Below are 26,347 nucleotides of genomic sequence, written 5' to 3'. Positions count from 1 at the left end.
TGCAAAAGCTTGTCGACGCTGAGCGCGCCGACACCTCCGGTTCACGATACCCAGCACGCGCCTCCTTTGCTGAGTAAAACGACTCCGCTCGCGCGGAATTTGGCCCGCGTTCCGCAAACGTGCAGTTTAGGCATATCTGTAGTTAAATTAATGGAGTTACCTGTGTTGCCCTCAAGGAAAGTCTGGGAATTGATATGGTGCGGGGTTTTCGGAGCCGTAATTTCGCCGTAGCCACAGTCGTTGCTTGTCTCGCGTCCGGTGTCGTCGCCGTGCCGCCCACCTTGCTCCCGGTCGCGCACGCGGCCGACGTGCTTGATGAGGCAGCCGGGTTTGCGCTCTACGCCACGACGGATGATCAAAGCATCAACGCGCGACGGAGCTGGGGTGGGTTCTTCAAACTCGAGGATGGCGACTATGAGTCGAAATCGGTCCGGTCCGTGCGAATGTACTTCCTGCCTGACCGGGAAGCGAACCCGAACTACCCAACGCCAACGGGCCGCTATTCCAACGTGGATCGGTTCTTCCCCGCAGAGGAGAAATATCAGGTTCAGCTGAAGACGAACGGAAAGGTCACCGAGGACTTCGGCGCGCTGACGGGCTACGGGTTCGAGGACGCCCGCGGCTACAAATGGCTGGACATTACCCTGCCCAAGACAGTGACCATCGGCCAAGCGGAGGCGCTGTTCATCAGCAACGCGGCTGGCGCGGACACGTTGCCCTGGCGCGCATACAACTCATCCGTCGGCGCCCGCGGGTTTGCAGAGCCGCTCGACGCGCAGCCCGCCACCATCCACAGCAAGGTGGTGCGCGCCGACTCCGCCGAGCCGGCCGAGGGCGTCGAGGTCTCGCTTGTTGGCGCCGACGGCAAAACCCTCCAAACCCAAACCACCGACGCGGACGGTACCGTCACCTTCGCCGACGTGGAACCAGGCCGAACCTACACCATCAAGTCGGGCACGCTGGACGGGTACTTTGCCGAGCAGCCAGTTTCCCTCACCGTGGCGAGCGGCCAGGAATACACTCCGACCCCGATCGAGCTGACGCCCATCGGCGTGACGGGCCGCGTGATCGACGATCACCAGAATCCCGTCGAGGGCGTCCCCGTCTCCATCGGCGAGTTGGAAACCACCACGGACGCCAACGGAACGTTTACCCTCACCCACGTGCCGGAGGGGGAACAAAAAATCCGTGTCGGAGCCTCGACGCGCACGCTGCCTAAAAGCAGAGGCGTGAGGGTCGAGCCCACCGAGCGCAACCGGGCGGGGGACATCACCGTCGCCGCGCAACCGGGCGCGATTACCGGCAAAGTGGTCGATTCCTCCGGCACCCCCGTCGCCGGGGTAAAAGTACGCACCGGCCAGCATGAAACCGTCACGGATCGACACGGGAGGTTCCAGTTCCCTGACCTGAAACCGGGCCCGTACAACATCTCCGTGTCCGCGACAGAAACGATCGAGGGCGGCGTGCACCAGGGGGTGACCGTCGCTCCGGGCGAGACGGCGTCTGCGGACGTTCAGGTCAATCTGCTGCCCGGCGCGCTGTCCGGGGTGGTCGTCTCGGACCGCAATACCCCGATCGCCGGAGCCATGGTGAAGGTGCACCCTGAGGACGACCCGGCCCGGGCAGTTGCCGCCACCACGGACAGCGAGGGATTGTTCGTGGCCGCGGGCCTTGTCCCGGGTACGTACATCGTCGACGTGGTTGCGGATGGTTATACAGCGAGCACTACGAGCGTAGTGGTTTCGCCCAATGAGACTGAGGCGCTCGAGGTCAAGCTCACACCAACGCCAACGCCCACGCCCAAGCCAGCTCCCACGACGAAGAAGACCACACCGAAGACCACCACAAAGCCCAAGCCAGCTCCCACGACGAAGAAGCCCGCGCCAAAACCCACGCCCAAGCCAACTCCCACCACGAAGAAGCCGGCGCCAAAACCCGCACCCAAGCCGACCCCCACCACGAAGAAGCCCGCACCCAAGCCCACGCTCGCACCGGTTGAGAACTTCGGCTGGGGCGACATCGAGGTCCGCCCGGGCGAGATCGAGATCGCGAACCCCCAAAAGGCCGCCGGCAGAGGCGTCACCTTCGTCGTGGATGGGGTTACCCGCCAAGACGGGCAGCCGCTTCTCGACGCCACCTGGATCACCGTCGACCAGAACGGCACCGTCGCAGCAGCCCCGCAGGCAAATGTCGCCCCGGGGAAGTACACGGCGGAGATCCGCAACTCCACCGGAGGGCACAACGTTGTGACCATCACGGTCGGGAAGCCGCAGTCTGAGGCTGCGCTGTACGACGTGTCCTACGAACCGCGCACCGTCCGCGCGGGGGAGCGGGCCAGCAGCCCGAAGCCGGCCGCGACCCGCACGATCACCCCGGAGAAGTACGGCTGGCAGCCGTTGCCGGCGGGCACCGGGTACCGCATCATTGAAAACCCGAACGCGACCGTCACTAGCGACGGCCGCGTGGAGCTGAAGGTGCCGAAGGACGCGAAACCCGGCAGCACCATCAAGGTGAAAGTCGCCATCACCTTCCCCGATGGGTCGGAGGACGAAGCGATCGTCCCGTTTGAAATCGTCGAGTCCCCGATCGCGGACCGCCTCGCACCGAGCTACGAGGCCGGGGTCCTGGTCGGGCCCGGGCAGCACACGATGATCACCGCGCACACCTCCAAGGGCGTGCCGGACGGCACCGAGTACGCGCTCGACGAGGACGCTGGACTTGGCGGGTGGGTCGTCGGAGTCAACGAGCGCACCGGCGCGCTCGACGTCACCGCCCCGTCTGCCGACGCCAAGCCGGTCAAAGTCCCGGTGAGGGTCCGCTTCCCGGACGGGTCGGAGCGCACCATCACCGCGAGGATCGGCGTGGCTACCGCATCGGCGCCGAAGCGGGGCACCACGCTGACATACCCAGCAACCGTCGCCAAGACGGGCCGCGCCGTCACCGCGGAGCCAAAGGGCTCCGTCCCCGAGGGCACCGTCTTCGTCCTCATGGACGACGCAGGCATGCGCGTCGACGTTGACCAGCGCACCGGCAAGGTCCGCGCCGATGTTCCCGCGAACGCGCCCGCCAACGCCACGTACACCGTCCGCGTTCGCGCCCAGTACCCGGACGGCACTACCGCGCTGCTCCCGCTAAAGGTCACCACCGATTCGCAAGCACGCCGTGACAGCAAGGACAGCAAGGACAGCAAGGGCACCGCGACCGCGCCGAAGGGGACCACCTTCGGTCTCTCTGAGAAGTTCAACGAGCCGGGGTGGTACGTGAGCGTCGATAAGCGCACCGGCGAGCTCTCGGTCGACGTGGACGACACCGTCACCAAGAAGAAGTCGGTGCAAGTTCCAGTGGTGGTCTCGTACCCGGACGGTTCGCAGCGGATCAAGAATGTCGAGGCCGACGCCCCGGCCCTGCAAACCGTGACCCCCACCCCGCAGGACGCGCCGTCGGGCGCATCGTCTGGGTACAACTGGGTGCCCATCGTCCTCGGCCTCCTCGCCGCGATTGGCGGGGTGGGCTACGCCGCGTTCGTTAACCAAGACCACATTCGTCGGATGCTCTCACAGTTCGGGATCCGGATCTAAAAGGTGAATACCATGCATACTTCCCTGAAAACCGTTGCCATCGCCCTGTGCGCGTCCCTCACGCTCGGAGGCGTCGCCGTCCCGCAGGCCTCCGCCGCCACGGAGCAGCGAGAAATCTCCGTGCGCGTCCACGGCGAGACCCCCAACGCCGAGCAGGGGCGGATCGACGGCGAGGTCCGCAAGGACTCCCGCGCCCGGCTCGCCTACGTCCACCCTGCGGCCGCGGTGGGTATTCACGAGTTCACCGTGTACTCAAACATCTGGATCGATGGCAAGAACCTCGCACCCAACTGGGGCGCGTCAACCGACGTGCGCAAGGACGGCGGGGCGGACGTGATCACCTACACCTACACGGACGCCCGCTCGGACGTCGAGATCACGCGCACCTTCCGTATTTATGGGAACCGCATCGACGTCGACGTACGGGCGCGCAACGCGGGCAAGCAGCGCCGCCAGGTGGACATCGAGCTTGCCAACGAGCTGCAGAACCCCTATCAGGTGAGCGCCCGCGAGACGAAGGCGGACACCTACAAGGTGGGGCCAGAGTCCGAGGGGTACGACACCACCGTGTCCTTTACAGACCCGAACTTTTCCGGCACCCGCGAGCAGCTGACGCAGGAGCAGAGCAAGGGGATCGGCGAAGGGACGCCGAAGCTCCAGGCCGGCGAGTGGATCGAGGTGCTGGATCCTGGAGAATCGGTGGAGGCGCGGGCGTCGGTAAGCGTGGCGGCGCAAGAGTCCGCGATTGACACGGACGGCGACGGGCTGCGCGACGAGTGGGAGCTCAAAGGCCTGAAGCTGGAGGACGGGACCGAACTGCCGATTCAGAATTGGGGCGCCGATCCCGATCGCCCGGACCTGTTCCTGCAGCTCAACTGGATGCAGGCAGAGTGGGAGACCCTGAACTGCGCGCGCAAGGACGACTTCGCGCCGACGGTGAAAGAATTCGAGCAATTCGCCGGTTGCGCGACCGCCAACGTTAACTCGTACCGCCCTTCCACCTCGACCCTCCGCGACCTGGAGGACGTCTTTGCCAAGGAGGGCATTGCGCTGCACATCGACGCGGGCGAGACCTACCAGAGCGCCTCGCTCGCGGGCTACGAGGAGCCCCACGGCGGGAAGACCGAGCGCTTTGAGCAGTACTACTTCCAGGACAAGTCGCAAGCTCAGCGCCTGCTCGACGAGCGCAATCGCCTGCTTGGGCCCCGCAAGGCCGTGTTCCGCCTTGGCATCATCGGCGACAAGATGGCGGAGGGGAACCGTTCCTCCGGCGTCGCGCTCGTCCGCGATTCCGCCTTCTACATTGCGGACCACAAGGACATGACCACGCAGGAGCAGCTTCGCAACACGATCTTCCACGAGTTCGGACACACGCTGGGCCTGGGGCACTCAGGGCCCGAGGTGCCCGACAACCCGCTCTCGGGGGACGTGTACGTGCCGGAGTACAAGTCCGTGATGAACTACCTGTACCAGTTCAGCTACTTCGACTACGCCAAGGAACCGACCGACGCGAGGGTAAACGCCTGCGTCAAGGGCGGCGGGTGCGGTGAGCAGTCCGTCACCATCCCAGCTGACTGGTCCAATCTGGACCTGCCTGGCTTTAACATCGGCCAGGGCAATGTGACGACGGGCTCCGGGCAGCTTGACGACGACGACGACCAGTCCGAAAAAACTCCCCGCAAGCTGGCAGAAAACGCCGCCGTTGCCAACGTGGGCAAGGCCGGCTTCCAGATGGACACCACTGCAAGCGGCGACAACGGCATCGTGACCGCCAGCGAAGAGAACTTTGCTACGGGCACCATCAGCAACCTTGGCGCCGACGCGGAGCGGTTCACGCTGGTGGCCAACTACCCGGGCGGGCAGCGCTACACCGAGGAGATCACGCTCGCCGGGATCAAGGACAAGCGCTCGGAGCGCGAGGTGAGGATTCCGATCCGCAACGCGAACAGCATCAGTGGCCCGACCCTGCCGGTCAACGTGCAGATTTTCAACCACTCGGGCGAGAGCGTCTTCACCGACCGCTACGAGCTCTCGGTGCTGGACTACACCGCTGAGGAGGCGGAGCGCGTGCTCAACGACGTGCTCAAGTCCGACGCCTCGCCGCAGGTGAAACGGATGGCCAAATCCAAGCTGGACGGCGTGACAGATCGCGCCCCGGCAGCGGCCACGAAACTGAACACGAAGACGCCGACGGAGAAGCAGGCGGAGAAGCCGGCCCGGCAGCAGGAGGAGCCCGTTTCTGCAGTTGCGATCGTAGTCGCCGTGCTGCTTGCACTCGGCGGAATTGCCGCTGCAGGGGCCGGGTGGGCGCTGAGTCAGGGGCTCATCTAGCGCCAAGTGTGGTAAAAATCACTAAAAATAATGCGCTTGTCCCGCGTTGCACTGCGGGGCAAGCGCATTATTGACAAGCGTTGAATTGTCCATATCTGTCCCGGCTAAGGTATTCACGTGGCCTAAGAGGATGCCCAAGCCGAACCTTAATGAAGAAATGTTGACTTGTGCTAGTTAACGGCCGAACGCCGGCTCAATTCTGAGAAAAGGATACTGATTGTGTGAATTAGCCTTACAGCTTCTCATCTGATAGGACACTCCTCGGTGAATAATATGCACTCTAGGATTGTTCAACAGGCTGCGAAAGCTTTCGGACATCTGATGTACCGGTGTCTATGAATTGGCGATTGGTCGCGGTTTTGGAGCAAGGGGAGTTGTTAATCTGCGGTTTTGGGGTAGCTTAAGCAGTTGACACCAGAACTGAACTGATAAGCATTGGCTCATGTATCGACCGTGAATATTTTTTATGCATCGGCGCATACATGGTCAGGGTAAGAATGTTGAGGAGCAGCCGCATGAGGAAGCTGGCATCACGCTGCATCGCAGTCGCGCTCGGTGCAGCGCTCGTCGTGGGCGGGCAGCCCGCGGTCGCCGGTGCCGTCGAGGCAAAAGTGGACGCTTCCCGCCTGACGCAGTTCTCCCACCACGACGAGGATTCAGTTGCGGGTACCCAGTCGAACACGCTGTACACCGATATTCTTGTCAACGGCGCCCGCATCATGGCACCGGACAACGCGCCAGTCACCACGAAGGATGAGCGGGGAGCGCGGGTGACAACTGCTCAGTACGCAGACTCCGCGAGGGGAGTGCAAATCGAGCGGGTCGTGCGCACCACCGACACCGAGATGACGGTCGAGGTCACCGCCACGAATCAGGGCTCCGAGGACGCCTACTTCCAGCTGGACCTGACCAATTCCATCAACACCAACCGCACGCTCACCGGCAGTTTCGACGGCGAACGCTTCACCGTCGGCCCGGATTACGGCGGCTACGACACGTTGGTGGAGTTCGCAGACCCCGGTTTCTCCGGTGTGGCAAACAGCTTCAATGCGACCACCGCGACCGACGAGGTCGGCTACGTCGACCCCGATGGCGCACAGTTCCAACGTGGCCGCTGGTTCCGCTCGGTCGACCCCGGCGACCAGCTCACGGCAAAGGCAACGATCACCTTTGACACGCAGGACTCCGCCGTGGACAGCGATCGGGACGGCCTGCCCGACCAGTGGGAGGAACAGGGCGTCACGCTTGACGACGGCACCCAGCTCCCCCTCAACGAATGGGGCGCAGACCCGCACCGTCCCGATGTCTTCCTGCAGCTGAACTGGATGGAATCCGAGTACGAAAAGCTCGGCTGCCTGAACACGCCGGACGCCGAGCAGTGCGACACCGCGAACACCCGGACCTACCGCCCGCCCCGCCACATCCTGGATGAGCTGGCGAACAAGTTTGATGAGCACGGCGTTTCCCTGCACATCGACGCTGGCGAGACCTACTCCAACATCCCGAACTACGACACCCGCCACGGTGGACAGACCGAGGGATACGAGCGGTACTACTTCAGTAACTCCATCCCTGGCCTGCGCATGGTGGACAACGTCAACCGCCTGCTGGGCCAGCGTGCCTCCGTCTTCCACGTCGGCGTGATCGGTGACCAGATGAACCCGAGCAACTACTCGGTTGGCATCTCCCTCATGGGCGATAATGGTTTTTACGTGGCCAAGCACGAGCGCATGACCGAAGACAGCCAGTTGCGCAACACGATCATGCACGAGCTGGGCCACAACCTGGGCCTCAACCACAACGGCTCGTTGAAGTTTGAGGGCAAGGTGCCAAAATCTGACTACCTGCCCAACTACAAGTCCGTGATGAACTACCTGTACCAGTTCTCCTACTTCGACTACTCGGATGTGGAGGCCGTGTCCGGCGGTCCGCTCCCGGAGGAGTGCAACCGTTCGGGCGTGAACTGCTACCGCGGCGACTACCGCGTCCCCGCGGACTGGGACAACTTGCTTATTAACTCCCTGCGCCTCGGCGGCCACGTCGGTACTGCGGGCGTTGACGCGCGCAAGGTCGACACCGCAGCGCTCAAGAAGCTGGACAAGGAGATGGAGCGCGCCGACGCGAGCGGTGACCGCGTCGAGGTCGAGGTCACCGACGAAGGCGACCTGACCAGCGGCAAGCGCGGCGAGGTGACGCTCAAGCTCACGAACCCGGGCCTGGATCTGCACCGCTACGAGGTCGCCGTCGGCGGCAACACCCAGCGCGTTGTGCTCGGCGGCGTTCGCTCCGGCAAGAACACGACGACCATCACCGTACCCGTCACACCCACGGAGCCGGCGGCATTGCCTCTCGACGTCCGCGCGACCGATGAGCTTGGCAACACCACCTTCGAGGACCGCTTCGCCGTCCCGGTTGCTGAGGACTCAAACACCGACTCGACGCCGATGGGCGGGGCTGTGAAGTCGAGCCCGGCGATCGCGCAGGTGCACAACGAGACCACGCCGACCACCAAAGCAACACCGACCACGAAGGCAGTGCAAGCCCCCAAGGCAACGCCCAAGCCGGAAAGCGGCAGCAGCTCGGCGGCCATCGTCGTGCCGCTGCTCCTCCTGCTGGCCATTGCCGGTGGTGCAGCGGCGGCGTGGGCGAGCGGCCTCATTTAAACTCTTCAACAAAGCTCAACAGCGCAAGGCGGAATAATGAACTGGACAACGACTCCCATCGTGGCGTGCGCGGCGGTCACCACCGCCTTGGTCGCCCCGGCGGCGCTCGCGGCCGACACCGCCCGCTACACTCTGACGGTTGCAACCCCGGCCGGGCCGCTTGAACACGTCGACGTCGAGCTCACTGGCAGCGGCGGGTCGTTCCAGGCCACGACCGATTACGCGGGCAGAGTATCATTAGAAGTCCCGGTCGGCACGTACGCCTACCGTGCGACGTGGGACGGCGAGGAGTACACGCAGTCGGGAATCGAGCTCACTGCAGACCTGGAATCGAGCCTGATGATCCCGGGGCCGAGCCGCACAGTCGACTACGCGTGGAATGCACTCAACGTTTCCGCGGGGAGCCGCGCGACCGTGGTGCCGACGGTGACGGGCAACGAGAGCGGGGTCACCGTGGAGCGCATTGACGGCCCGGAGTGGGCAGAGGTGTTCACCGACGGCACGGTCGAGGCCATGCCCCCGGCGAACGAGCAACCGGGGGTGCACGACCTCATTGTGCGCACGTCGGCAGGGCAGGTCGAGACCATTCCGGTGCGCGTGACCGGACCGCAGGACCCGAAAGACGTGACGTACCCGGTGACGCAGGTACGGGTAGGGAGCAAGGTGCGGAGCGCGGCACCGACGGTGACCATCTGGCACCAGGGGCGCGAGTTTTCCAGCCAGCCGGTCCCGGGGGGAATGACGTTTCACACCGTCTCGGAGGGCGCGTGGGTGGACGTCAACACTGGCCAGGTCACGCTAGACACTGCGGCGTCGGGCGCGAAGGCGGGCGACTCGGTCACGGTGCCGCTGGAAGTCGGCCTGCCCAGTGGCGCCACCGCCGAGGCCACGGCCGTCTTCCAGGTCAGCGACCTGCCAACCGCGGAGCAGTTCCACCCCGGCTGGGAGACGCTCGCCGCGGCACCAGGGGAGCGGGTGACGGTGGAGCAGACCGGTGACGCTGGCGTTCCCGCGGACGCTCAGTTTGTGTGGCGCCGTGCGGACAACCCGGAGCTGAAGGGGTGGGCCATCTCCGTCGATCCAGCGACGGGCGCCGTCTCCGCCGCTCCGTCAGACACGGCCAAGGACGCAGACGTCAACGTGCGCGTGAGCTACTCGGACGGCTCGCAGTCGACGGCCCCGGTGCGCCTCCGGGTGGCACCGAAATCAGCGCCCCAACAGCACACGCTGCGACCGGGGCAGGAGGAGGAAATCCTTGCTGGCGGGGGAGCGGATGTGGTGATCGTCGATAGTGGCGGTGCCGACGTCGCCGTGGACAAGCACGGAGCGGTGAAGGCGTCGGTGCCGTCGGACGCGATGCGCGGTGCGGTGTACCCGGTCAAGCTGCGCGTCGACGGGAAGGAGACAACCGTCACCCTGACTGCGGACGCACCGGATCAAAGCGCAGACTTCAGCAAGGCGTGGTGGATCCCGGTGGTGATGGTCGCGATGGCTGTCGCCGGAGCCGTGGGCAACTGGGCGTGGACCACCTTCTCCGGGGGTGCCCGGTGAACTTGAGGGGAGCGGGGGCCGCCGCGATTGCCGCGGCGATGGTCGCGATGGGGACTACGAGCCCGGCGATTGCGGGCGTGGAGGACATGCCCTTTGGCGTCCACATGACGCCCAGCGCCGACGACGAGGGGTTCGCTGTAATGGACATCTCGAAGGGTCGCACTACGACGTTTACGTTCGAGCACCCGTATTCCGTGGCGGGGATTATGGCCGGCAGCTTCGACGTCGCGCTGCGTGCCGACGGCGACAGCGTCCGTTATCTGCCGAGTGCGACGAGGGTGCACACATCGGCCAAAGGCGGCGCAGATGTGGTCACCCTGACGCACGAAGACGCGTCCCAGGGCGTGAAGGTGGAACGGACGTTCACGGTGGGCAAGAAGTCCATGGCTGTCGACGTCACCCTGACCAACCTGCGCAACGAGGACCGCGAACTCAGCGTGGACATGAACTCGCGCATCACCGCCTACGACAAGGACCGGGCGAGCTTCCGGGACGGCGCGTTTGTGATCGCCCCGCAGGACGGCGGCTACGAGACGACGCTGCGCTACAAGGACCCCACGTCGTCCGGCGTCGCGGCCGACAAGGCCGCGACCACAGCCGAGGGCAAGGTCGGGCGCGTGGGCGCGGATGGCGCTGCGTTCCAGCGCGGGCGCTGGGAGCGGGCGGTTCCCGCGCAGGGCAAGCTGCACGCTAGCATGACCATGGACATCGCCACGCAGGGATCCGCGGTGGATTCGGACCGCGACGGGCTTCCGGACGCGTGGGAGCGCCAGGGCTTCACCACCGCGAGCGGGGAGCAGTTCCCGTTGCAGGCGTGGGGCGCGGACCCGCACCGGCCCGACCTGTATCTGCAGCTCAACTGGGCGAAGTCCGAATGGGAGACGTTGGGGTGCGACCGCGAGCAGCGCTTCGGCGTGAGCGCGGAGCAATTCGGCGAGTTCGCGGCGTGCAATGCGGCGAATGCGAACGTGTACAGGCCGTCGAGAAGCTCGCTCCTGGAGCTCGTCGACCTCTTTGATCGGCAGGGGATCAACCTGCACATTGATGCCGGCAGCCTCTTCAACAACATCCCCAACTACGGGGAGAGCCACGGCGGCGCGACCGAGGACTTCGAGCCGTACTACTTCAAGGACGCCGACCATCACTCCCGCCTGGCCGCTGACCGCGACCGGCTCCTCGGTCCGCGCGAGTCCGTCTTCCGCGTCGGCATCATCGGCGACCAGCTGGCCAAGGACGATTACACCACCGGCATGGGGCTGGTGAGCGATTCGGTGTTCTACGTGGCGAAGCATGAGGGGCTTACGGGCCAGGACCAGGTGCGCAACACGATTTTGCACGAGTTCGGCCACAATCTGGGCCTGACTCACACCGGGTCCGCGCTGTCGGACACGCGTGTGGAGACAACTGACCTGCTGCGCAATTACGAGTCCGTGATGAACTACCTCTACCAGTTCGCCCGTTTTGACTACAGCGACACGGTGGCCAAGGGCAATGGCGACGACCCCCACTGCGGCGACTACACCTGCTACACCGGGGCCTACGAGGTGGCCCCGGACTGGGAGCACCTTGACCTGGGCGGCAAGTTCATTGGGAAGGTCAACGCCACCGTCGGCGCGGACGATTCCGTGGTCACCCACGACCATATGCTCGTGCGGGACCTGGAGATCGCGGCCGCCGAGCACAACGCGGGCCAGGCGGGCTTCAGGCTTTTCGACGCTTCCACAAACTCCATCGTCACCTCCCGGAACGACAACAGCGTCACTGCCCAGCTCCGGAACCTGGGGCTGGACCTGGACGATTTCACCGTCGACGTCTCGTACCCCGGCGGGCACTACTCGGATACGATCCGCGTGCCCGGCCAGCTGGCGGAGACGCCGTCGGCGACCTTCGACATCCCGATCACCGGGGTGCAGCACCTCAAGGGCGCAACGATGCCGCTCGACGTGGCGGTGCGCAACAAGGACGGTGAGGAGGTGTTTGCCGAGCACTACGACCTGTCGCTCCTGGACTACTCTGCAGAAGAGGCGAAGCAGGTGCGTGAGGAAGTGCTTGCGGACCCGGATGCCCCGAAGACCCTGCGCGAGCTCGCAGAGGCAAAGCTGGGTGCGCCGATTGGGCCGACGGAGACGCCGACTGACACGCAATCTCAAGAGCCCGGGCGGGGGTCCAGCACCACCGACATTGTGATCGCGGTACTCGCGGCGCTCGGCGGCGTGATCGCGCTCATCGCGGGCGGCGCCTGGTCTGCGGGAATGCTTCCGTTTTAATGCCTGGTAGTGCCCGGTCCTGACCGTTTGTATTCTTTTGTTTCGCCCAATTTCCCTGGTTAGAATTGGTTATAACACCACTTTCGGTAGGGAGGCTCTCGTGGCATCGGCTGCAACTCAACCAGCAAAACCGCACCAAACGGCGGATTCGGGAACGGTGACGCGGGGAGGGGGTGACGAGGGGGCGTCGATGAGCAAGGGGAAGCTCATTTCGTTTTTCCTTGCGTTTATCGCGCTCATCGTGGTGCTGCTGATCCCCATTGACAGTATCGAGTGGCAGGGGCAGATCGCGCTCGGAATGCTTGCGTTTGCCGTGATCATGTGGGTGACCGAGGCGGTGAGCTACCCGGTCAGTTCGGTGCTGATCATCGGACTCATTGCCATGCTCGTGGGGCTGTCGCCCGATCCGGAAAATCCGGGCGAGATTTTCGGTACGGGCCCGGCGCTGAGCATTGCGCTCGGGGGCTTCTCGTCGGGCGCGGTGGCGCTGGTCGCGGCCGCGTTGGCGCTGGCCACGGCGATGCAGGCGACGGGGCTGCACCGGCGCATCGCGCTCAACGTGCTCAAAGTTGCGGGCGAGAAGACGTCGCACATTGTCGCCGGCGCGATCGTGATTTCTATCATCCTCGCGTTCTTCGTGCCGTCCGCAACCGCTCGCGCGGGCGCCGTGGTGCCGATCCTCCTGGGCATGGTGGCCGCGTTCGGCATGACGGTGGATTCGAAACTGTCGGCGCTGCTGGTAATTACTGCGGTGCAGGCGGTGTCGATCTGGAACGTCGGTATTAAGACTGCTGCGGCGCAAAACCTTGTGGCCATCGGTTTCATTGAGGACCAGATGGGTCAGACCGTGTCCTGGGGCAAGTGGTTCCTGTGGGCCGCGCCATGGGCGGTGCTGATGTCGATTGCGCTGTACTTCATCATGCTCGCTGTCATGAAACCCGAGGTGGATCGCATTGAGGGAGGGCGCGAACTGGTGCAGCAGCAGCTGGACGAGATGGGGCCGATGACTGGCGCAGAGAAGCGCCTGACTGCGATCGCCGTGGTCCTGCTTCTCTTCTGGGCGACCGAGGGGCTGCTGCACCCCATCAACTCGTCCACGATCACGCTCGTGGCGATCGGCGTGATGCTCCTACCGGGCATCGGGGTGATGGACTTCAAGTACGCGCAGAACCACATCAACTGGGGCACGCTGATCGTGTTCGCGGTGGGCATCTCGCTCGGCTCGTTCCTCCTGAAAACGGGCGCGGCGACCTGGCTTTCGGAGCAGACGTTTGGCGCGCTGGGCATTTCCTCGATGCCGATCCTCGCCACGATCGCGATCGTGTCCCTGTTCAACATCATCATTCACCTGGGATTCGCGTCCGCGACGTCGCTCGCTTCCGCCCTGATCCCGGTGTTCATCGCGCTCGCTGCGACGCTCGACGTGCCGAATGGCGGCATCGGCTTCGTCATCATCCAGCAGTTTGTCATCTGCTTCGGGTTCTTGCTGCCCATCTCCGCCCCGCAGAACATGCTGGCCTACGGCACGGGCGCGTTCACCACGAAGCAGTTCCTCCGGGCGGGCATCCCGCTGACCATCGTGGCGTACTTGTTGATCTTGCTCCTTTCCGCGACGTACTGGAAGTGGATGGGGCTGGTGTAGCCGCCTAGTCGCCCTCCAGCACAAGGCCCAGGTGCAGCGAGTCCAGCTCGTGCGCGCCGGGGCCTTGTTGCGTGGTCGCAATTTCACGACCGGTTGCTTCGGTCACTGGAATGAGCCATCCGAGGTTCGGGTCGAGCAGCGGGTCTGCTTGCTTGTCCATCGGGACGAACGTCACGGGACGTTCGTTTTTTGCGACAAGTTGCACCGGACCGTTCGCCTCCTGAAGAGCGGGGAGCGCGGCGGGCGTTGTCGTGATGATCACCATCTTTTCGTCGGTGTCGGGGGACAGGTTCGCGGTGTGAACGTGCAGGTGCGTGACCTCGAATCGCTCAAATTCCTCCGGGTACTCCACGAGCGGCAGGGTCGGGTCGCCCGCGAACAGTGCGCGGATTCGCTCAAGAAATGCCATGGTGCGAGTCTAACCGGCCTCCGGGAGCGGAATGTTGGCGTCGTCAAAGCGCAGGTTGTCCGGGTTGTCCTCCCATTCATAGTCGGGAAATGGTGCATCCACCGGTGGTGTGAGCCCCATCCACCATTCCGGTTCCGGGTGGAACGGAAAGCGCATGTCAAACTGTTCTTCGAGCTGGTCCAGCGCGAATTCACACTCGATGATGTCCTGATCTTTCTCGTATTGGTCCATAATCGCGTGTCCGCGCGCATGAAACTCCGCGGCCCGTTCGCGCCTGCGCTTCACTTCGCTTATCGACGCCTTCCACCGCGGATCCTCAGCACCCAACTGAGCGGTCAGCAGCCCGGAAGGCTCCGAAACCTCAAATGTGCCGTCCTCGTACAGCCAGATGGCGTCCCCGGTCGCGGGGTCGACGACGTAGAAGGCGCGGCGGTCGGTCTTGAGGTTATGGTGCCTCTGGCAGAGGCAGTGAAGGTTATCCACGCGTGTTTCCCCTCCCTCAGCGAACGGGATGCGGTGGTCCAACTGGCACTGCTCCGCGGGGTGGTTGCAGCCGGGGTAGATGCACGTGCCGTCGCGAGCCTCCACGAGCGCCCGCATGTCTGCCGTCGGCACGTAGCTGGGTGTCGTGTTTTCGCGAACGCCGTCCATGTCGGCGACGGAGGGCGGGGTCTGCGCGCACATCTCGTCGAACGCGATCGTGGCGTCAGGCTCGGTCCAGCCGAAGCCCGGGATGAACACTGGCTGCCCCGCCTCGCGCCCCTTCGGCGCGTATACCTGGATTCGCGCCTTCGCTGCCGGCGTGATCTCGCCGGTGAGCAGTTTCACCACGGTGTCGTGCGAAGACAGCTTGTGCTCCAACCCGCATTGCTGCACGAACGCGCGCACGGCGGCCAGTGTCGCGGTGTCCGTGGTCAGGTTCATCATGCCCTTTGTTATCCCACCGAAGTCCTCGAGGAAGAACTCGGCTCCGTGGTCCCGGCGGGCCTCGCGCTCCTTCCGCTTCTTCGGGTTGTAGCCCAGAGCCGGGTCGATGCGCCGGATGTGCGCCCGCAACTTTCGCGTGACGGCCGCGGGGTCGGGGAACGGCTGGCTCTGCCGGGTGGGCGTGAACTGTTCGACCAGGAAGTCGTCGATACCGGCGAGGATCTCCGCGTCGGCGTCGGGACCGAGCTCCTCCAGCTTCCGCCGGATCGCGGTCAGGTGCCCCAGCGTGAGCAGCTTTTGCTCGTTGTGCAGCGCACGCAGCCGCGGCAGATCCGTCAGACGGTGATACGACAGCACCGCGGAACGGATGACAGAGCGGGAGTAGCCCGTGGCCTGAGCAAGCTTATCGACGACCACGTCGAAGTCCTCGATGTTCACGCCGTCGTCGCTAAAGCGCGAGTACAGTGCGTGCTCCGATTCACGGAGGCTGCGGCCAAGGTGCGCATCGCTGTCGTGGGGTCTGTCTATTCGGAAGTAGGGGCGAGGTGGGGCTTGTTGAGTGTTCATGCCTTGCACTATAAACGTGGCACCCAACACTGGTTCGAAGATCGGTGGCAAAAATAGAATGTGCGTTCTAAACTATGACGATATGGTGCACACTTACTGTTCGAACAAATGAGCAAAGAATGTCCGTGCGAACATAAAATGCTGCTCTGGAAGCGCGCTGGTTTTCACCGTGTCAGGACAAGGTCAACGAGCAGAAAACCGTTACGCTGGCACTATGGAAGATGCCGAAAAGGGCCCTGAGATTGCGTCGCGACGCGTCGACTTCGTGTTGCCCTACGGCATCGGCGAACCGGAGTTCCCTCCGTCGGAAGATACGTTGCCCAATCCCCTCGGTCGCAGGAACCGGCTGGGAAAGGCTGGTTGGACGCTCGTGCTCAAGCGGCTGTTTGCAGACTTTTCCACGGACGCCATGGTGGATCGAGGCGCCACGCTGACCTACTACACGGTGCTGTCCCTCGCGCCCATGCTGGTCTCGGCGTACGCCATCGCGACCTTGCTACTCGGGCGCGATCCGGGGGCGGTCGATCAGCTCCTGGACGGGCTCGTTGAGGTGTACGTGCCGGAGGCCCTTCGCGGAGAGGCGATGGATCTGATGGAGACGATTGTGGGCACTCCGTCGCAAAGCACTGTGGCGTTGATCGTCTCGCTGCTGATCTCGCTGCTGTCTGCGTCGGCGTACGTGCGGAGTTTTTCGCGCAACGCCAACCTGGTCTATGGGCGCTCGGAAGGGCGAAACGTGGTGGTCACTTGGGTGACCATGTGGCTGATCACGCTGATGCTCGTCGTCGGTGGGCTGGCGATCCTGATCGGGACGCTGCTCACGGACGGCATCGTGCACAGCGTGCTTGGGCCGGTGGCGCGGCCGCTCGGTGTGGAGGATGTGCTGACCTACCTCACGGAGAAGTTCCTGCCGGTGTGGGTGTATTTGCGGACGCCAGTGATCGTGCTGATGGCGATGATCCTGCTGTCGCTGTTGTACTACTTCACGCCAAATGTGAGGCCGGGGCGGTTCAGGTTGCTGACGGTGGGATCGTCGTTAGCCCTGTTCGTCGGCTTCTGGTTGTGGTGGGGGTTCGGGCTCTACATGTCCACGTTCGGCGTGCGATCCGCGTACGGGGCGTTCGGGACCGTGATCGCGGTGCTGGCGCTCGTGTGGGTGATGAACATCGTGCTGCTGGAGGGCGTGAAGGTGGACGCCGAAGTCCTCCGCGCGAAGGAGCTCCAGGTGGGGTACGACTCTGAGAGGCACATCCAGGCCCGGCCACGCTCCAGCGAGGGCGCCCGGTGGCGCCTGCAGCTGGAGCGGTGGATCGCGCGGACAGCGCGCGAGGTGAAAAACGCGCGGAACTAGCGGCTCGCGCGCACGGCGGCGAACGCCTTGTGCAGGAGGGCCTGGCTGTCGGCACTCGGCGTGCGGAGGTGCCGCTTGAACGCCACACTCGCGGCGGACCCGTAGGCGCTGAGTAGCACGAGGACTTCGAAGGGGGCCAGCTGGGGTGCGCGCTCCTGTAGCGCGCTGACCACCGGGTCCAGGATGCGCTCGCGGTCGTCGTTCGGGCAGGCGGAGCCACGAATCAGCTCAAGCCGGTCCGAGGTGAGCAGCAGGGTCGACGCCGAGTGCAGCTTGACCCCGTCGCCGGTGAGTGCGTCGACGCAGATCTGCTCGAACGCCTCGGTGAGCCCGAGCTCGGGCGGGAGGCGGCGAATATCCTCGCCGATCTCCGCAAAGGTGCGTTCCACAAAGACCAGCAGGGCGGCGTCCAGGTCCGCGAAGTAGTTGTGGAACGTGCGCGGGGACACTTCCGCGGCGGCGGCGACCCGGGCGACGGTGAGCTTCTCTGACCCCTGGTGCAGCAGGATGTGCGCCGCGGCGTCGGAAATCACCTCGCGGGTTGCCTGTTTCTTAGACTCGCGCAGGTTCATGGTGTTCCACCGTTTGCTGCAGGTGCTCGCCCTCAATGTCCAGGTTGGGCAACACCTTGTCCAGCCAGTTGGGCAGCTTCCACGCGCGATCATCCAGCAGGTACATGGTGGCCGGGATGATGGTCATGCGGACCACGAAGGCGTCGATAAGCACGCCCACAGCGAGCGCGAAGCCCATGGCCTTGATGAAGGGCTCGTCGATGAGCATGAAAGCGGCGAACACGGAAATCATGATCAGGGCGGCGGCGGTGACCACGCGCGCGCCGTGTTTGAAGCCGTTGGCGGTGGCGTTGCCGGCGGTCTTGCCGCGCGAGACGAAGCCCTCGCGCATGCGCGTGACCAGGAAGACCTGGTAGTCCATCGCCAGGCCGAAGGTGAGGCCGATGAGCATGATGGGCAGGAACGACAGCAGCGGCTGCGGGTCGGAAATGATGCCGAACATGCCGTCCTGGAAGATTGCCACGGTGATGCCGAAGGTCGCGGCCATGGAGAGCGCGAAGCCGAGCGCGGCGATGAGCGGGACCCACAGGGAGCGGAACACGAGCATGAGCACGATGAACGCAAGCCCGATGACGATAGCGATGTAGGGGAGCAGCACGTCCTGGAGGCGCTGCGAGATGTCGTCGAAAATCGGGGTGACACCGGTGATGCCGAACTCGCCGCTGGTGCTGCCGGCGAATTCGGACTGGTAGTCGCGCAGCCGCTCGAGCGTCTCCGTGGTCGCCGGGTCGGTCGCGCCCGTGGTCGGATTGATGAGGACCTGCGCCGCGTCCATAGTGTCGGTGGTCTGCACGATCTGCGCGTTCTCGACACCTTCGGTCTCGTTGAAGGCGGTCAGCGCATCCTGGAATGCGGCGGGGCGATCCTGCTCGGCGACGTTGGCCACGTCAACGAACGCAATCATGGGGGCGTTGCGGCCGGGGCCGAAGGCGTCCGAGGTCATCTCGTACGCCTCTCGGGCCGGGGTGCCTGGCGACGCCGTGCCGTCGGTCGGCATGGCCAACCGGAGACCCGCAGCGGGGATGGCCAGGATGCCAAGCAGGGCGACCGACGCCAGCAGCATGACCCACGGGCGCTTGCGGATGATGCGGGCCCACTTCAGGCCCATCGTCGGCTTTTCGTCCTCCGGGTCCGGCACCTTCGGCCCCGGGACGCGGCCCGCAAAGACGCGGGTGCCCAAAAGGCCCAGCATCGCCGGCAGGAAGGTGGTGGACACCAGCACAGCGAGTGCGACCGTCGCGGCGGCGGCGTACGCCATGGTGGACAGGAACGGGATGCCGATGATGGACAGCGCGGCGAGCGCGATGAGCACGGTGAAGCCCGCGAACACCACGGAGCCGCCCGCCGTGCCCAGGGCCATGCCCATGGCGTGGGCGCGCGTGCCCTTGTCCATGGTGCGCAGCGCCTGCGCCAGTTCCTTCGGCGTGAGGTCGTTGAGGCCGGCGCCGTTGATGAGCTCGTTGCGGAAGCGCGCCACGATGAACAGCGCGTAGTCGATGCCCACGGCCAGGCCGATCATGGAGGCCAGCATCGGCGTCATGTCCGAGATCGTGTCGGTAAACAGCGTGGCCAGCTGGACGCCGAGCAGGCCGACGCCCACGCCGATCACGGCGGAGAGCAGCGGCATGCCGGCGGCGACGAAGGAGCCGAACGTGATGAGCAGGACAACCGCTGCCACGGCCAGGCCGATCAGCTCGGAGGTCATGTTCATTTCCTGCGACTGGAACGCCATGCCGTTGTACTGCACGTTGAGCAGTTCGGAGCCGTCGTACTTGTCCAGCACGTCGGTGATCTCGCTGCGCTGCTCCGACGAGATGTCCATGACCGCCGCGGCGTTAAACGTGACGTCCACGGTCCCGGTCTTCTGGTCCGGGCTCACGGGAGAGAGTTGCGCGAGGTCCTTTTCAACCTGCTCCGGGGGGACCCCCTGAGCCGTTTTTGCCTCGGTCAGCTGCTGCTGCATCCCACCGGCGGCGAGCACGGGGTTCACGATGGCGTCGGTATCGGCGAGCGCGTCGGAGGACTTCAGCTCACCGAGCATCTCGTCCACCTTTGCCATCACGTCCTGGTCGGCGAGGGTGCGGTCACCCTCCGCCTGGATCACAACGGTGCCGGTGGGCGCGCTCGTGAGATCCGCGTCAGTGCCAAAACGCTCGCTCATCTCCTCCTGCGTGATGGTGGAATCCATGTCCGGCATGGAGAACGAGGGGTTGGGCGCCTTGGCAAAGTTGGAGGCGAGCACCCCGGCGCCGATGAGGACAACTATCCAAAAGGCCAGGAACGGCCATACTTTTCGGTATGACCAGCTGCCTAGCTTGTACAAGAAACTCGACATGCTGCACAGCGTATGCAAACTTGCACGCAGTGCGCAAGGTGATACCTTGGGGCGCCGATACGAAAACGTTTAGGATGAAGCACATGACTGTTGAGCCGGAAATTGACGCCCGCGACGTCGCCGTCATCTTCGAAGGCGGAGGCACCAGAAACTCGTACACAGCTCCGGTGGTGGAAAAGCTCATCGCGGAGCACGTGCAGTTCGGCTGGGTTGGCGGCATTTCCGCTGGTGCGAGCCACGCGCTCAACTTCGCCTCGCGCGACGCGTACCGGTCAGAGAAATCCTTCACCGACTTCGTGGGCAACCCCGAGTTCGGCGGCTGGCGCACCATGGTCCGCGGCAAGGGCCTGCTCAACGGCGAGTTCATCTACGAGGGCTACGCGGACCAACTGCCGTTCGACATGGAGACGTTCCTTCGCACGGAGGAAGAGGTGCACCTCGAGGCTGTCCGTGCGGACACGGGGGAGACTGTCACCTACAACCGCGAGGACATGCAGACCATCGAACAGATCAATATCGCAGCACGCACCTCGTCGACACTGCCGCTCGTGATGAAGATGCGCGAGGTCGACGGTGTGCCCTACGTCGACGGCGCGCTGGGGACCTCGGGCGGCATCCTCATCCAAGCGGCGAAGGACGCCGGCTACTCCCGCTTTCTCGTCGTGCTCACCCGCCCGCGCGACTACATCAAGCCTCCAGAGAAGCGCCAGCGCGCTTTACGACGCATCCTGCGCAAGACCCCCAACGTCGTCGACGCAATGGTCGCACGCCCCGGCATCTACAACGCGGCGCGCGCCGAGGTGAAACGCCTGGAAGCGGCGGGTGACGCGTACGTGTTCTACCCCGAGCACATGGGGGTGGAGTCGACCGAGCTGAACGTGGACAAGCTGAAAGCCAACTACGCGGCGGGCCAGGAGCAGCTGGCGCGCGAGTGGCCCGCGATGCGCGAGTTCCTCACCCAGCGGGATCGCTGATCCAGCCCTAAACTTTGGCGCATGATTGATGCGCAAGACGTGGCCCTGATTGTTGAAGGCGGCGGGATGCGCAACTCGTACACCGCACCCGCCATCGTTCGTCTCATCGAGCAGGTGAAGTTCGGCTGGGTCGGCGGCGTCTCCGCGGGCGCCGTACACGCGCTGAACTACGCGTCGGCGGACGTGCGCCGCGCCCGCGCCGCGTTTACCGAGCTAGCCTCGCACCCGCACTTCGGCGGTGTGCTCAAACTGGCGCGCGGCAAGGGGTACTTCAATTCCGAGTTCCTCTACGGGCAGGCGGAACAACTCCTTCCGTTCGACTTCGCCACCTTCGCCGCGTCCTCCACCCAGGTGCACGTGGAGGCGATGCGCGCGGATACCGGTGACACCGTCAGTTGGGGCAGGGACGACTTCTTGCGCGACCCGTCGCTCGTGGCAAGGGCGGCCCGCGCGTCGTCGACAGTGCCCAAAGTCATGCCCATTACGCTTATCGACGCCGCACCCTACGTCGACGGCGCCCTCGGCACCTCCGGGGGCCTACTCATCGACGCCGCGCGCCGGGCCGGCTTCACGCGCTTCGTCGTCTTAGCCACCCGCCCCCGCGATTACTGGAAGAAACCGCTGGTCCAGCCTGCGGCCGTGCGGGGCATGTTCCGCCGCTACCCGGAGATCGGCAACGCGCTACACGTGCGCGCCGGACGCTACAATGCCGCCAAGCGGGAGATTCTCGCCGCCGAGCGGGCAGGCGATGCGCTGGTCTTCTTCCCCGACAACATGCAGGCCGAGTCGATTGAGCGCCGCCCCAGCAAGCTGCAGAGCAATTACGCTGCTGGCCAGGCGCAGCTCGAGCGCGAGTGGGAACGGTGGGTCGAGTTCCTCGCTGCTCCGGCGCCTAGTCTGCGATAAGCGGCTCGATCGTCAGCTCGGGGTGCTCCTTCTCCACGAAGGCCAGCTTCCATTTGTCGCCGAACAGGGCGATAATTTCGCCGTCCGTGCGCGTGAAGATCTCCACGCCACGCTGGCGGCCCAACTCGTCGGCGGACTCCGCGTCGGTGCGGCGCGCCACGGAGTAGGGAACCGGCTCGGTGACGGTCTCCACGTTGTACTCCACCTCCATGCGCGCCTGCATGACCTCGAACTGCATGGGGCCCACGGCCGCCATCACCGGGGCGGCGTCGCCGCGCAGGTCGTTGCGCAGAATCTGGACGACGCCCTCGGCGTCCAGCTGGTCGAGTGCCTTGCGGAACTGCTTGTACTTGCCCAGCGACTTCGCCCGGAGCGTGCGGAAGTGTTCGGGCGCGAACTGCGGCATCGGCGGGTACTGCACGTTCTTACCGGTGAAGATGGTGTCGCCCGGGGCCAGTGAGCCCGCATTCACAAGGCCGATGATGTCGCCCGGGTAGGCGGTATCTACGGTGTCGCGGTTTCGGCCGAACACGGTCAGGGCGTACTTGGTGGAGAAGGTGCGGCCGGATTGGGCGTGCGTGACCTGCATACCGCGGTCGAACTCGCCGGAGACCACGCGCATGAACGCCAGCGTGTCTCGGTGGTTGCGGTCCATGCCCGCCTGCACCTTAAAGACGATGCCGGAGAAGTCGCCGTCGAGGTCGCGCTCCTCCTTCGGGCGCGGGGCGGGCGCGATCGCGCACAAGGTGTCCAGGATCTGGTGGACGCCGAAGTTCAGCATTGCGGAGGCGAAGATGATCGGGGAGGTGATGCACTGCTCGAACAGCTCCTGGTTGTGCAGGGCGCCGTCCGCGGCGAGCAGCTCGACCTCTTCCACCGCGGTGTCCCACACCTCGCCCTCCTTGCCGGAGGCGTCGTCCGGGGCGTAGTGCTCCTCGGGCGCGATGGTGGAACCGCCGGCGGTGCGGATGAAGTGGACGTACTCGTCGGCCTCGCCGTCGTCGCTGATGTGGGCGAGGCCGCGGAAATCACCGGCTTCCCCGACCGGCCAGTAGAGGGGAGTGGGCTGCAGGTCGATTTCGTTCACGATCTCGTCGACAAGCTCGAGGGGCTCGCGGCCGATACGGTCCCACTTGTTCACCACGGTGACGATTGGCAGGCCGCGGGCCTTGCAGACGCGGAAGAGCTTCAGGGTTTGCGGCTCGAGGCCCTTGGCTGCGTCGATAAGCATGACTGCCGCATCGACAGCGGAGAGGACGCGGTAGGTGTCCTCGGAGAAGTCGGCGTGGCCCGGGGTATCCACCAGGTTGATCACGTAGGGCTCGCCCTCGTGCCCCTCCGGCGCGTACTCGAACTGGAGCGCGGAGGACGCGACGGAAATGCCGCGGTCCTTCTCCATATCCATCCAGTCGGACACAGTGGACTTGCGGTTGCCCTTACCGTGGACGGCGCCCGCTTCCGAGATGATGTGTGCGTGCAGCGCCAGCGCCTCAGTAAGGGTGGACTTACCGGCGTCGGGGTGGGCGATGACGGCGAAGGTGCGGCGGCGCTTGGCCTCGGAAGTGAGAGAACTCATGCCGCAGAGTGTAGCCGCCAAGGGGTAGTGCGGAGGAATCGCTTGCGTCTATACTTCACCTTTGTGAAGCGTTTGCTTTTCTTGCGATCGCTCGGCCCAGCACGGCTGACCGCGATCGGGTTCCTGCTGCTCATTCTGAGCGGCACGGGGTTGCTCATGCTCCCCTTCGCGGAGGCAGGGGCGGAACACGCCTCGTTCCTGGCTGCGCTCTTTACCGCGACGTCTGCGGTCTCCCTGACCGGCTTGGTCGTCGAGGACACCGGCACCTTCTGGAGCCCCGCCGGGCAGGCCGTCATCCTGCTGCTCATCCAGCTCGGCGGGCTGGGGATCATGTCGCTTGCCTCGCTGTCCGGGCTGTTGCTCACCGGGCGCATCAGCTTGAAGGCGCGCAAGACCGGCGCTTACGAGGGGCGCCCCATCACCGCCGGAGGCATCCGCCGGACCCTCATCTTCACAGTTGGGTTCACGGCGATCGCCGAGGCCACCATCGCGGTGATCGTCGGCGCGCGGCTTATGGTAAGCTACGGGTACTCGTTCCGCCGCGCCGCCTGGGAGGGCGTCTTCCACGCCGTTTCCGCGTTTAACAACGCCGGGTTTAGCACCCACAGCGACAACCTCGTGTCCTTTGCGTCCGACGCCTGGATCCTCATGCCGCTAGCCGCCGCGCTGATCGGCGGCGGCCTCGGGTTCCCAGTGTGGGCGGAACTGGTGCGACTGGTGCGCCGGAAGTCCAACGCCGTCCACCGCATCTCCATTACCGCCCGCATGACGCTGGCTGCGACGGCGTTCCTGCTTGTCGCCGGCACCGTGTTCGTCGCGACGACGGAATGGACCGGCGTGCTTGCACCCATGCCGGTGGGGGTGAAGCTGCTCAATGCCTTCTTTGCCAGCGCGTCGCCGAGGACTGCGGGCTTTAACGCCTTTGATTATGGGCAGGCGCACCCGATCACGCTGATGGGCACCGACGTCCTCATGTTTCTCGGCGGAGGCTCGGCTGGCACAGCGGGCGGCATCAAGGTGACCACCGCGTGCGTGCTGCTGGCGGCGATGGTGGCCGAGTTCACCGGTCGCGAAAAAACGACGATCGGGCACCGGAGCCTGCCGCACTCGGTGACCAGGCAGGCGCTCGCGCTGAGCTTCGCGGGCGTCATGGTGGTCACTCTTGGCGTGGCGGCCCTGCGTGTCTTCGACCCGCAGTTCACCGGTGACCAGGTGTCCTTCGAGGTCATCTCCGCATTTGCAACGTCGGGGCTTTCCACCGGCATCACGGCGGGGTTGTCGTCGGCGTCGCAAATCGTGCTCTGCTTCATCATGTACCTGGGCCGCGTAGGCCCGACCACCCTGGTGGCGGCGCTGTCGGCGAAGATGCTCGATAGGCGCTTTAGCTACCCCGAAGAAAGGCCGTTCATTGGCTAAGTTATTTTCCCGCGCGACGATTGACATTCCGCCCGTCGTAGTCATCGGGCTCGGCAGATTCGGCACCGCCTTGGCCACCGAACTCATGGCGAACGGGGTGGAGGTGCTCGGCGTGGACTCCAGCGAGAAGATTGTCCGCGAGCGGGCACCGTACCTCACCGAGGCGCTCGCCGCGGACACCACGGACCCGGAGGCGATGCGGCAACTGGGGATCGAGGATGTCGAGCGCGTTGTCGTCTCCATCGGCTCCCACTTGGAGGACTCCATCCTGACCACGTCCAACCTCGTCGAGCTGGGGGTGCAGGACATCTGGGCGAAGGCGGACTCGGAGGCGCACGCGCGCATCCTGCACCAGATCGGGGCCAACCACGTGATTCGCCCGGAGCGCGACACGGGCAGGCGCGTGGCCCACCTGTTGGGTGGGCACTTCCAGGACTTCGCGGAGATCTCCACCAACTACGGCGTGACAAAGATGGCGGCGCCCGCGTGCGTGACGGGGCGCCCGCTCGACTTGGGTGAGGTGTGGAGGAGCCAGCATGTCCAGCTCGTCTCGGTGAAGCGGGATGAGGGGTGGGCACCGCTTACCGACGGCACCCAGCTCACGCCGTCGGACCGCATCGTGGCGGCGGGCAGCCCGCGCGACCTGGAGCAGTTCTCGCAGCGCTGATTCGGCTGACAATGTTGCGGGGAGCGGCGTAGAGTGGGGAGTCGAAATTGTAGACGAATCAACAAAAGGGTTGCATCTATGAAGATCGGAATTTTCCTCGGCTCCATTCGCAAGGGTCGCGCCGGCGAGGCCGTCGCCCGCTGGGTCTCGGACGCAGCTGAGAAGCGCGACGGCTTCGAGTACGAGCGGCTTGACCTGTCCGAGTTCAACGTCCCGCTGCTCGACGCGGAAATGGTGCCGGGCGCCGCAAACAAGCAGTACGAGGACGAGGCCACCACCGCGTGGTCCAAGGCGGTCGACGCTTGCGACGCCTTCATCTTTGTCACCCCGGAGTACAACCACTCCGTGCCGGGCGCGATGAAGAACGCCTTCGACGTGCTGGGCGCCGAGTGGGCCGGGAAGCCCGTCGCGTTCGTGTCCTACGGCGCTGATAACGGCCTTCGCGCGGTGGAGCACTGGCGCCAGATCGTTGCGAACTTCTCCATGTTCGGCGTCCGCAACCAGGTCGCGCTCTCCCTGTTCGAGGACTTCGCCGACGGCGCCTTCGCGCCCCGTGAGCAGAAGAACCAGTCCCTGGAGAACGTGCTCAACGACCTCGAGCAGGCGCTGTCCTAA

Annotated in this window: 17 protein-coding genes; 12 read left to right on the top strand and 5 right to left on the bottom strand. The window is 64.9% G+C overall.

All coding sequences use genetic code 11. The annotated features are described in order from the left end of the window. Positions 1-269: 269 nt before the first annotated feature. The 6 genes from CKJ85_RS01565 (at position 270) to CKJ85_RS01540 (ending at position 14,032) form a co-directional block, all read left to right on the top strand. Positions 270-3,578: a Rib/alpha-like domain-containing protein gene (locus tag CKJ85_RS01565; protein WP_158221599.1), complete on the top strand. Its 3,309-nt coding sequence runs from the start codon at positions 270-272 to the stop codon at positions 3,576-3,578. Positions 3,579-3,590: 12 nt separating this feature from the next. Further along, a complete protein-coding gene (locus CKJ85_RS01560) occupies positions 3,591-5,909 on the top strand; it encodes a hypothetical protein (RefSeq protein ID WP_095276923.1) in 2,319 nt (772 codons plus the stop codon). 515 nt (positions 5,910-6,424) lie between these two features. After that, a complete protein-coding gene (locus CKJ85_RS01555; protein ID WP_095553209.1) occupies positions 6,425-8,572 on the top strand; it encodes a hypothetical protein in 2,148 nt (715 codons plus the stop codon). A gap of 36 nt (positions 8,573-8,608) precedes the next feature. Beyond that, complete coding sequence (locus CKJ85_RS01550; protein ID WP_095553208.1) at positions 8,609-10,123, top strand: YPDG domain-containing protein; 1,515 nt, start codon at positions 8,609-8,611, stop codon at positions 10,121-10,123. Positions 10,124-10,170: 47 nt separating this feature from the next. Further along, complete coding sequence (locus CKJ85_RS01545) at positions 10,171-12,390, top strand: hypothetical protein (RefSeq protein WP_143340121.1); 2,220 nt, start codon at positions 10,171-10,173, stop codon at positions 12,388-12,390. Between the two features lie 190 nt (positions 12,391-12,580). Further along, a complete protein-coding gene (locus CKJ85_RS01540; RefSeq protein ID WP_095535706.1) occupies positions 12,581-14,032 on the top strand; it encodes a DASS family sodium-coupled anion symporter in 1,452 nt (483 codons plus the stop codon). A 4-nt stretch (positions 14,033-14,036) separates the two neighbouring features. Here the strand turns inward: CKJ85_RS01540 and CKJ85_RS01535 are convergent, their stop codons facing one another. Together CKJ85_RS01535 and CKJ85_RS01530 are read right to left on the bottom strand one after the other, a co-directional pair. After that, positions 14,037-14,441, bottom strand: coding sequence for a hypothetical protein (locus CKJ85_RS01535; protein ID WP_095553206.1), 405 nt, complete (start codon positions 14,439-14,441; stop codon positions 14,037-14,039). Positions 14,442-14,450: 9 nt separating this feature from the next. Beyond that, entirely contained in the window at positions 14,451-15,935 is a 1,485-nt protein-coding gene (locus CKJ85_RS01530) for an HNH endonuclease signature motif containing protein (protein WP_143340120.1), read from the bottom strand. Positions 15,936-16,149: 214 nt separating this feature from the next. Between CKJ85_RS01530 and CKJ85_RS01525 the strand changes: the two genes are divergently transcribed. Further along, on the top strand, positions 16,150-17,286 hold the full coding sequence (locus tag CKJ85_RS01525; RefSeq protein WP_095553204.1) for a YihY/virulence factor BrkB family protein: 1,137 nt from the start codon (positions 16,150-16,152) through the stop codon (positions 17,284-17,286). Here the strand turns inward: CKJ85_RS01525 and CKJ85_RS01520 are convergent. Both CKJ85_RS01520 and CKJ85_RS01515 read right to left on the bottom strand, forming a co-directional pair. Next, positions 17,283-17,858: a TetR family transcriptional regulator gene (locus tag CKJ85_RS01520; RefSeq protein WP_158221598.1), complete on the bottom strand. Its 576-nt coding sequence runs from the start codon at positions 17,856-17,858 to the stop codon at positions 17,283-17,285. The two genes, CKJ85_RS01525 and CKJ85_RS01520, sit on opposite strands and share 4 nt — an antisense overlap. Further along, complete coding sequence (locus CKJ85_RS01515; protein WP_095553202.1) at positions 17,839-20,193, bottom strand: MMPL family transporter; 2,355 nt, start codon at positions 20,191-20,193, stop codon at positions 17,839-17,841. Before CKJ85_RS01515 ends, CKJ85_RS01520 begins: the two co-directional genes overlap by 20 nt. An 83-nt stretch (positions 20,194-20,276) precedes the next feature. Here CKJ85_RS01515 and CKJ85_RS01510 point away from each other — a divergent pair, with 83 nt between their 5' ends. Together CKJ85_RS01510 and CKJ85_RS01505 are read left to right on the top strand one after the other, a co-directional pair. Then, positions 20,277-21,167 (top strand): patatin family protein, encoded by an 891-nt coding sequence (locus CKJ85_RS01510; RefSeq protein WP_095537759.1) that lies wholly within the window; start codon positions 20,277-20,279, stop codon positions 21,165-21,167. 21 nt (positions 21,168-21,188) lie between these two features. Continuing rightward, positions 21,189-22,073 (top strand): patatin family protein, encoded by an 885-nt coding sequence (locus CKJ85_RS01505; RefSeq protein ID WP_095553201.1) that lies wholly within the window; start codon positions 21,189-21,191, stop codon positions 22,071-22,073. Here CKJ85_RS01505 and CKJ85_RS01500 read toward each other — a convergent pair. Further along, complete coding sequence (locus tag CKJ85_RS01500; RefSeq protein WP_095548458.1) at positions 22,060-23,649, bottom strand: peptide chain release factor 3; 1,590 nt, start codon at positions 23,647-23,649, stop codon at positions 22,060-22,062. The two genes, CKJ85_RS01505 and CKJ85_RS01500, sit on opposite strands and share 14 nt — an antisense overlap. A 63-nt stretch (positions 23,650-23,712) precedes the next feature. Between CKJ85_RS01500 and CKJ85_RS01495 the strand changes: the two genes are divergently transcribed. The 3 genes from CKJ85_RS01495 (at position 23,713) to CKJ85_RS01485 (ending at position 26,347) form a co-directional block, all read left to right on the top strand. Next, complete coding sequence (locus CKJ85_RS01495; protein WP_095553200.1) at positions 23,713-25,065, top strand: TrkH family potassium uptake protein; 1,353 nt, start codon at positions 23,713-23,715, stop codon at positions 25,063-25,065. Next, a complete protein-coding gene (locus tag CKJ85_RS01490) occupies positions 25,058-25,732 on the top strand; it encodes a TrkA family potassium uptake protein (protein ID WP_095553199.1) in 675 nt (224 codons plus the stop codon). The genes CKJ85_RS01495 and CKJ85_RS01490 overlap by 8 nt, the downstream gene beginning before the upstream one ends. A 78-nt stretch (positions 25,733-25,810) precedes the next feature. Then, entirely contained in the window at positions 25,811-26,347 is a 537-nt protein-coding gene (locus CKJ85_RS01485) for an NADPH-dependent FMN reductase (RefSeq protein ID WP_095537688.1), read from the top strand.

The organism is Corynebacterium sp. NML 150383, from assembly GCF_002285085.1.
GTDB lineage: Bacteria > Actinomycetota > Actinomycetes > Mycobacteriales > Mycobacteriaceae > Corynebacterium > Corynebacterium gottingense.
The sequence above is the reverse complement of the archived record's forward strand: the minus strand, read 5'-3'. Positions and strand labels throughout refer to the sequence as shown.